At 68.0% G+C, this 7487-nt stretch carries 8 protein-coding genes; 2 read left to right on the top strand and 6 right to left on the bottom strand.

What is annotated here, in order from left to right; all coding sequences use genetic code 11:
- From Q8R27_RS06045 to Q8R27_RS06055, 3 genes are all read right to left on the bottom strand, one after another.
- On the bottom strand, positions 1 to 277 hold a 277-nt coding region (locus tag Q8R27_RS06045; protein WP_305698162.1), incomplete at its 3' end, for a glycine--tRNA ligase subunit alpha.
- A 131-nt stretch (positions 278 to 408) separates the two neighbouring features.
- Positions 409 to 849: a hypothetical protein gene (locus Q8R27_RS06050; RefSeq protein ID WP_305698163.1), complete on the bottom strand. Its 441-nt coding sequence runs from the start codon at positions 847 to 849 to the stop codon at positions 409 to 411.
- Between the two features lie 57 nt (positions 850 to 906).
- Positions 907 to 1671, bottom strand: coding sequence for a fasciclin domain-containing protein (locus tag Q8R27_RS06055; protein WP_305698164.1), 765 nt, complete (start codon positions 1669 to 1671; stop codon positions 907 to 909).
- 376 nt (positions 1672 to 2047) lie between these two features.
- Here Q8R27_RS06055 and Q8R27_RS06060 point away from each other — a divergent pair, with 376 nt between their 5' ends.
- Together Q8R27_RS06060 and Q8R27_RS06065 are read left to right on the top strand one after the other, a co-directional pair.
- Positions 2048 to 2386, top strand: coding sequence for a P-II family nitrogen regulator (locus Q8R27_RS06060; protein ID WP_305698165.1), 339 nt, complete (start codon positions 2048 to 2050; stop codon positions 2384 to 2386).
- 31 nt (positions 2387 to 2417) lie between these two features.
- The gene (locus tag Q8R27_RS06065; RefSeq protein ID WP_305698166.1) at positions 2418 to 3953 is read left to right on the top strand and encodes an ammonium transporter; all 1536 of its coding nucleotides are present in this window, start codon (positions 2418 to 2420) and stop codon (positions 3951 to 3953) included.
- Positions 3954 to 4051: 98 nt separating this feature from the next.
- Here the strand turns inward: Q8R27_RS06065 and Q8R27_RS06070 are convergent, their stop codons facing one another.
- The 3 genes from Q8R27_RS06070 to Q8R27_RS06080 form a co-directional block, all read right to left on the bottom strand.
- The gene (locus Q8R27_RS06070) at positions 4052 to 4942 is read right to left on the bottom strand and encodes a 4-(cytidine 5'-diphospho)-2-C-methyl-D-erythritol kinase (protein WP_305698167.1); all 891 of its coding nucleotides are present in this window, start codon (positions 4940 to 4942) and stop codon (positions 4052 to 4054) included.
- A 1-nt stretch (position 4943) separates the two neighbouring features.
- Positions 4944 to 6647, bottom strand: a complete 1704-nt coding sequence (locus Q8R27_RS06075) for a tetratricopeptide repeat protein (RefSeq protein ID WP_305698168.1) — start codon at positions 6645 to 6647, stop codon at positions 4944 to 4946.
- Between the two features lie 49 nt (positions 6648 to 6696).
- The coding region (locus tag Q8R27_RS06080) for an electron transfer flavoprotein-ubiquinone oxidoreductase (RefSeq protein ID WP_305698169.1) at positions 6697 to 7487 on the bottom strand (791 nt) is incomplete at its 5' end.

Below are 7487 nucleotides of genomic sequence, written 5' to 3' on the forward strand. Positions count from 1 at the left end.
TGTCGGGGTTCGGCTTCAGGATCACCTGATACTGGTAGTAGTGCTGCAGCCGGGTGGGGTTCTCGCCATAGCGGCCGTCGCCGGGCCGCCGCGAGGGCTGAACATAGGCCGCACGCCACCGCTTGGGCCCGAGCGCGCGCAGCACGGTGGCCGGGTGCAAGGTCCCCGCCCCTACCTCCACGTCATGTGGCTGTAGAATCACGCAGCCCTGACGGCTCCAATAGTCGTGCAATTTCAGGATCAGGCCCTGAAATGAAAGCGGCTTGTCTGAGGACATGAGGGGCTTGTTCGCAGGCGCAAAAAAAGTCGGCGGACCATAGGGCCCGCCGACCTTCGCTTCAAGCCGCGCCGAGCACGGATGAATTCTAACCGCCCTGCCCCGGCCTCAGCCGGATAGAGGCGCTCCGTTTAGTTGCCCTTGGCGGCCGAGCGCTTGCCGGCGTTCGACATCGGCTTGCCGTACTTGGCGCGGTTCTCGGCGGTGTCCGGAACCGGTCCGTTGGTGACGGTGGTCGTGGTCACCGACGCGCTGGTCGCATAGCCGCCGGCCGCCGGCGTCGCCGTCGGGTCGCTCGAGGCCTCGGCGCTGGTGGTGCTGGACGCATCGACGCCCATGGTGCCGTCCGTGCGCGCCGAGGTGTCGGCGTTCACTTCGCCGCCTGGAAGGTTGGTCTTGCCGGCGTCGGTCCCGGTAAGCTTCGTGGAGTCGGCCGACGGGATGCCCGTGCTCGAGCTGTCGGCCGGCGGCGGCGAGCTCATGTTGGGCGGCGCGGCGGCCTCTTGAGCTGAAGCCGACCCTGCGGCCATGGCCGAGGCGGCCACGCCGATAAGCAAAAGTCTGAGTTTCATCTTCCTGGCTCCTGGTTTGATGAGGGCCGAAGGACCCTCAGCGTCTCCGCCTCGTCGCTATTGCGGCGCGGCGCCGGTGGTCTTGGCGGGCGCGGCCGGTACAGTCTTGCCGGCCGGAACGGCGTCTGTGGCGGTCGCGGACGCGCTGGCGCCGCTCGAGGCCGCGGCCAGCGCAGTGCCTGGCGTCAGCACCTTGTCGACGACGTGCAGGATGCCGTTCGTCGCCATCACGTCGGACTGGGTGATGTCGGCGTTGTTCACCATCAGCATGTCGCCGCTGCCGTCGAGTTCGATGGGCTGGCCGGATACGGTGGTGACCGGTCCCTTGGCGCCCTTGATCTTGGTCGAGTCCACGCGAGCATTGACGATGTGATAGGTCAGCAGCTTCTGCAGACCCGCCTTGTCAGCCATCAGCCGGTCCAGCTCGCCGGCCGGAAGGGCCGCGAACGCTGCGTCAGTTGGCGCGAAAACGGTCAGGTTCTTGTTGGTCTTCAGCACCGACGTCAGGTTGGTCGCGTCGACCGCCTTGACGAAGATGGTGAACTGACCGGACAGCCGCGCGGTGTCCATCAGGTCGCCCTTGGCCACCACCGTCGGCGCCGTCGATGCAGGCGCGCTCGTGGCAGGGGCCGGCGTGGTCGTCATGGCGCCAGTCGCAGCGGGCGCTTTCGGGCCCAAGGGCTGGGCGTCAACCGGCGGCGCGGCGGCGGGAGCCTTGCCGGCGGGCGCCTTGGCGGACGTCGTGGCGCTGGTCTGTGCGGCCGCGACGCTCGCGGTGAGCGCCATCGCGGCGACCGTCGTCATCAAACGAATAGATTGCATCAAGTCCTCTTGGGTTGGTCCTGGCCCCCCGTAAGCCGGGCCGTCGGGCTGTCTACGCGCGGCGAAGGTGCAGGTTGCGAAGTTCACGCGTTCGTGAAAATCCGCCTTCGCTCCGCCGCATTTCCACCGCGCGGGGGCCGTTTCACCTTCCCGAGGCGCTCTTAGATGCACGTTAATTGGGCGCCTTCAGTCGCTAGCGCTCAGGAAGCAGGCGGCGCCTGCCCCTTTCGTTGACGGAACCTTACCCAGCTAAGCCCTAGGCCTCCCGACCCGATAGCTTCCGCCTTGCCGTCGCATCGGTGGACGCCCGCGTCCGCGGCGGTTCGGACAAACACGAGGGGCGCGTGTCGAGCTTTGGCCGCGCGGGAGCGATCGAATGAAAATGGTCATAGCGATCGTCAAACCTTTCAAGCTGGACGACGTGCGCGAAGCGCTCGTCGCGGCCGGCGTGGAGGGGCTGACGGTCTCGGAAGTCAAGGGTTACGGACGCCAGAAGGGCCAGACCGAAATCTATCGCGGGGCTGAGTACCAGGTGAACTTCGTACCGAAGGTGAAGCTGGAGGCGGTGGTCGACGACTCCGCCGCGGCCAAAGCGGTCGAGGCGATCAAGGCCGCGGCCGCCACAGGCAAGATCGGCGACGGCAAGATCTTCGTCGTCAACGTCGAAGACGCGGTCCGCATCCGCACCGGTGAAACCGGTACGGCCGCCCTCTAGCGCTGAATTTCGGGATAAGGGGATAGCTCTAATGAAATCGATTAGATTCAAGCGGCTGGCGGGTTTCGCGCTCGCCGCCGCATTGGTCGGGGGCGCGATGACGTCTTCGGCCATGGCGCAGGAGGCCGCCGCGCCGCCCGCCGCCGAAGCTGCTGCGCCGGCGCCTGAAGCGGCGCCCGCCGCTGCTCCGGCTGTCGCCGAAGCGCCCGCTCCTGCGGCCGCCGCAGCGCCGACGGTCGACAAGGGCGACACGGCCTGGATGCTGGTCTCCACCGTGCTGGTCCTGCTGATGATCGTGCCTGGCCTGGCGCTCTTCTACGGCGGTCTTGTCCGTCAGAAGAACATGCTTTCGATGCTGATGCAGGTCTCCACCGTGACCGTGATCGGCATGATCGCCTGGGTGTTCTGGGGCTACAGCCTGGCGTTCACCGACGGCGGAGGCCTCGACACCTTCGTCGGCGGCTTTGGACGCATGTTCCTCAAGGACGTCACGCCGGCCAGCACGGTCGCCACCTTCTCGACCGGCATCGCGATCCCGGAACTGGTGTTTATCGGCTTCCAGATGACCTTCGCCTGCATCACCGCGGCCCTGGTTCTGGGCGGCGTCGCCGAGCGGATGAAGTTCTCCGCCGTGGTGATTTTCGCCATCCTGTGGCCGCTGCTCTCGTACTATCCGATGGCCCACATGGTGTGGTGGTGGCCCGGGCCGGACGCCATCGCCAACGCGCCCAAGGACGCCATCAAGTCGGGCCTGATCTGGGGCTTCGGCGCCCTGGACTTCGCCGGCGGCACCGTCGTGCACATCAACGCCGGCATCGCGGCGCTGGTCGGCGCCCTGATCCTCGGCCCGCGCAAGGGCTACCGGGTCGAAGCCATGCCTCCCCATTCGCTGACGCTGACCCTGGTCGGCGCCGGTCTCCTGTGGGTCGGCTGGTTCGGCTTCAACGCCGGCTCCAACCTTGAATCCAACGGCTATGCGGCGCTTGCGCTGATCAACACCCTGGTGGCGACCGCCGCGGCGGGCCTCTCCTGGGTGGTCGTCGAATGGGTCACGCGTAAGAAGGCCAGCATGCTGGGCCTGGCCTCCGGCCTGGTCGCCGGTCTGGTGGCGGTTACGCCTGCGGCCGGCTTCGCCGGACCGGTCGGCGCGATCATCCTGGGCCTCATCGTCAGCCCGGTGTGCGTGTTCTTCTGCTCGGTCGTGAAGAACGCCCTGAAATACGACGACAGTCTGGACGCCTTCGGCATCCACGCGGTCGGCGGCATCCTTGGCGCGCTGGCCACCGGCCTGCTGGTTAACCCCGATTGGGGCGGCGCCGGCATCGTCGACTACACGACCTGCGCGCTCGACGGCGACATCTCGACCTGCGACTCGGCGACCTATGCCATGGCCACCCAGTTCATGGCCCAGCTCAAGGGCGTGCTGGTGACCATCTGCTGGTCTGGCGTGATGAGCTCCATCGTCTTCTTCATCATCAAGTTCACGGTGGGCATGCGTGTCTCCGAGGACACCGAGGAAGAGGGCCTGGACATCGTCGAGCACGGCGAACGCGCCTACCACTCTTAAGTCTCGTCGGAGGGGGGCGGAGCTCGGGACAAACCTGGGCTCCGCAAAGGGAAACGGGGGCCTCGCGGCCCCCGTTTTTCGTTTCACGCCTGCCTGATTCAGGTGTCGTCGGGCCAGGGCCCGCCCAGGCGGCAACGGCGCACCCACCAGTCCGGCGCCAGGCTCTCCATACGCTCGGCCAGGGCTTCCGCCTCGATGTCGCTGGCGCATAGCGCAAAGCACGTTCCCCCCGATCCCGACATGCGGGCGAGCAGCGCTTCGGGTTCGCTAGCCAGGGTGTCCAGCACATCGCCGACGCTGGGCTCGACCAGCCGCGCTGCGGCCTCCAGGTCGTTGCGCTGGGTGGCGAGCCAGGACGCCGCTTCGATGACGTCCTCGAAGGTCGGCAGCTCCGGGTGAATGTCCATCGGATCGAAGACGCCGAGCGCGTCGAAGCGGCCATAGACCTTGGCGGTCGAGACGCCTGGGCCGGCGTTGACCAGCACCGCGTCGATCGCCGGCAACGCCGCCAGTGGCGTCAACCGCTCTCCCCGCCCCTCGGCCAGCACCGGGCGACCGAACAGGCAGGCCGCGCCGTCCGCGCCCAGCGAGGCGGCCACCGCCTCCAGCTCTGCATCGGAGAGCGTCAGGCCCCAGACCTCGCGCAGCAGGCGCAAGGCGGCCCCGGCGTCACTGGAGCCGCCGCCCAGGCCGGCCGCCACCGGCAGCAGCTTCTCCAGCGTCAGCCGAAACGGCGCGAGCGGCGTTCGGACATGAGCGGCCAACGCGCGCGCGGCGCGCGCGACCAGGTTGTCCGCCTCATGGGCAAGAGCGTGGGCGCTTGGCCCGCGCACCCGCACCTCCATCGCCGCCGACGGATCGGCGCTCAAACGGTCGCCGATGTCGGCGAACGCCATCAGGCTGCGCAGCGGATGATAACCGTCGGCCTGCGGCGCCCCGACGTGCAGGAAGAGATTGATCTTGGCCGGCGCGAAGGCGGTGGCCGGCATCCTATTGGGCGGCGACCTTGGGCGCGCTGGCCGGACCCGCGGCTCCGAGGCCATTCTTCAGCTTGGCCTCGGCGTCCAGCTTAATTTTCTCAGGCGGGTCGAGGGTCAGCACGCGCCGCCACTGGAACACCGCTTCGTCGCGCCGCCCGACCCTCCAGTAGGCGTCGCCGAGGTGGTTGTTGACCTCAGGGTCCCCGGCCTCGAGCTCGATTGCGTCCTCAAGCAGCTCCACCGCCTTAGGATAGTGGCCGAGCCGATAGTGCGCCCAGCCGAGGGAATCGATCATCGCGCCAGACCGCGGATTGGCCGCCACCGCCTTCTCGACCATGAGCAGCGCGTCGGGCAGGTCCTCGCCGCGGTCGATCAGCGAATAGCCCAGGTAGTTCAGCAGTTCCGGCTCTTCGGGCCGCAGCGCCATCGCCGCGCGCAGATCGGCCTCGCCCTTCACCCACTCGCCCATCCGCTCGTAGGCGATGCCGCGGGCGTAGAGCAGCCGCCAGTCCGGCTTAGGCGCCTCGGCGATCAGGCCGCTCAGGAGCTGGGCCGATTCTGCGAACTGCTCGTTGACCCGCAGGAGGTCGGCCAGCGTCAACCGCGCGTCGGCGTCACCGCCGGCCGCGGCCTTCCGCGCCATCTCGATGGCGATCTCGGGCTTCTTCTCGTTCTGGTAGGTCCAGGCGAGCTTGGCCTGCGAAGCGGCATACTCGGACGAGCCCAGCTTGGGCTGGCCGTAGGCGTTGCGCGCGCCCTCCATGTCATCAGTCGACGCCAGCAGATCGCCGACCATCACCCAGGCCTCGTCGCGCTTGGGATCCAGCCGCAGAACCAGGCGGAGATAGGCCATGCCGAGTTGTTCCTGACGCGCGGCCAGCAAGGTCGCGGCAGGCGCGAGCAGCGACTGCGCGGCGCCCTCGCGCAGCGTGCCCATCGGCGGCGCGGGCTTGCCCGCGGCGGCGCGCGCCCGCGCGACTTTCAGCAGCACATCGTCGGGATCGCGAACCAGGGCAGGATCGTAGAGGGTCAGAGCCTCGGCGCGCCGACCCCGACGCTCCAGGAATTCGCCATAGGCCAGGACCATCATGTCGGCGGGCGTATCGCTGGCGGTCAGCGCCTTGAAGTCGGTCTCCGCCTCGTCATAGCGCTTGGCGCGCTCGAAGAGTTCGGCCTGCCCAAGTTGCCCGAAGTAGCCGACCAGCTTGTCGTCGCCGGCTTCCGGACGCACGAGCGAGCCATCGACATCGCCAGTCATCGCCGCGGCCCAAGGCGATAGCAACGCCGCGCCCGCGGCGTGGGGGAAGCCGATCGGCGTCGACAGGATCGCCTGGGCTTCCTTGCCCTTGCCCTGGGCGATCGCTTCGGCCGCGCGCACCAGCCGCGACAGCCGCGTCATCTGCTCGGTGGTTTCTTCGCTCGTCGGCGCCATGGACACCGCTCGCGTCACATCACCCGACAGCAGCGTCGCCACGAACGCCCGTTCAGCCAGCGCAGGCTGGTCGCCCAAGCTGCCGCGCGCGCGGTCGAAATAGCGCGCGGCCTCGTCAGTCCGCCCATCGTTCAGCGCGCCTTCGCCGGCCAGGAACAGGCCATACGGCGAATGGTCGCTGACGCCGGCTTCTAGACCCGCCACGCTCGCGTCGTGCGGCGGGCTGGCGCAAGCGCACAGCAGCGCCAGCGGCGCGAGAAGGGTCAGAAGCGGGCGACGCATGGAGGACAGCCTTTGGACTTTCGACAGCGGCAGCCAAGGGCCGCGGCGATCACATATTCGGGTAGTTCGGGCCGTCGCCGCCCTGCGGAGTGGTCCACACGACGTTCTGGGACGGATCCTTGATATCGCACGTCTTGCAGTGGACGCAGTTCTGGAAGTTGATCTGGAAGCGCGGATTGGCTCCCGCTTCGTCGTACAACACCTCGTAGACCCCCGCCGGACAGTACAGCCTGGCCGGCTCGCCGAAGCGCGGCAGGTTCACGTTGATCGGCACCGTGGCGTCACGAAGGCGAAGGTGCGCGGGCTGGTTTTCGTCGTGATTGGTGGCCGACAGGAACACCGACGACAGCTTGTCGAAGCTGATCTCGTTGTCGGGCTTTGGATAGACGATCGGCTTGTAGTCCTTGGCGAGGCCGGTCGACTCCGCGTCGTTCTTGCCATGCTTCAAGGTGCCGAACAGCGAGAAGCCCTTCAGCAGATTGGTGATGGTCATGTCGATGCCGCCCAGCACCATCCCGCCCAGCACGGTGCCGTAACGCGCCAGCAGCGGCTTGGCGTTGCGCACCACGTGCAGTTCCTTGCGCACCCAGGACGCCTGGTAGGCCGCCTCGTACTCGACGAGCTCATCGCCGGCGCGGCCGGCCTGGATCGCCGCGAAGGCGGTCTCGGCGGCCATCATGCCGGTCTTCATGGCGTTGTGGCTGCCCTTGATGCGCGGGACGTTGACGAAGCCCGCCGAGCAGCCGATCAGCGCGCCGCCAGGGAAATATAACTTCGGCACCGACTGCAAGCCGCCCTCAGTGATCGCGCGCGCGCCGTAGGCGATGCGCTTGCCGCCCT

It is taken from the genome of Phenylobacterium sp., assembly GCF_030697305.1.
Taxonomy (GTDB): domain Bacteria; phylum Pseudomonadota; class Alphaproteobacteria; order Caulobacterales; family Caulobacteraceae; genus Phenylobacterium.